At 30.3% G+C, this 997-nt stretch carries 1 pseudogene; it reads right to left on the bottom strand.

What is annotated here, in order from left to right:
- Nucleotides 1–485: pseudogene (locus CN288_RS28070) on the bottom strand (O-antigen ligase family protein); the annotation flags it as partial.
- Between the last annotated feature and the right edge of the window lie 512 nt (nucleotides 486–997).

The raw sequence follows: 997 nt of genomic DNA, 5'->3' as shown, positions 1-997 counted from the left end.
TGACGCTTTTGCTCTTCTTCTAGTTTTTGAGTTTTTTCGTCTGCTTCTTTCTTTGCTAGTTCTTTTTTCTTGTCTACATCTTTTTTATCTTCTTGTTCAGTTGCAAGTTTTTTATCTTTTACTGAGACTTTTTCAGTAGAAGGGGTTGCGATAGTAGCTAATACAACAAAAGCCATAAGCAAACCACCTGTAATTAAAAATTGTTTTTTTGCCATGCCAGTTTTTTTAATAATAGATAAAATTGCTAGAACGAGGAAAAAGAAAAATAGGATTAAACATAAATTAGCGAAAAAGCCAACAACTGGGTGATTCGTTTGTGTGGTGATTGTTGCTGATACTAAAAGTGAAATAATCAAACAAATAACTGCCGGTCTACCATATTTCATTGCTTTCCCATTTTTCTTAAAAAGTGAAATGATACATAAGATTAGTAGAATAAGAGTCACTAAAAATAAAATTGCACTAATATTACTCCAAAAAGCCATTTTAATACCTCCATTTGTAAGATTTACTCTGTTGATTATATAGGAATTTATTAGAAATTACATGCTTTCGATATAAAATAAGAAAATTGTCTTTCTTTAGTAAATTTCAAACTCTTTACCGTATATAAAGAAAAGAAGATGTAAATTTTATCGAAATCATAGATTGATAGTTACCTGTCTGAAAGGAGGGGGCTAATGGGCTTGCAATTGTCGGTGACTTGTATTTTATAAGAAAACGGAGCTTTGTTTTTAGTAGCAAAAGTAGGTGATGTTATCACGTTTAAAATATCAATTACAGCAAACTTAGCAGCTTTATTTTTAGCATTAGGAATTTCAAGATGCGAGTAATATTGTAGTCTATCTACTGGAAAACGGTAATTTTATTATGTAAATAAAAGTGACTTTCGTGAAAATTACAATCTTAAGCTCATGGAAAGAGATTCAGCATTTCTTTCGTTATAAATTAAAAAAGCCAATGCTCCCATATGATAGTGAAGTGACCCCTAAAAGTT

Source organism: Bacillus sp. AFS023182 (assembly GCF_002560575.1).
Taxonomy (GTDB): Bacteria; Bacillota; Bacilli; order Bacillales; family Bacillaceae_G; genus Bacillus_A; species Bacillus_A arachidis.
This window is presented reverse-complemented; position numbering and strand designations above follow the sequence as displayed.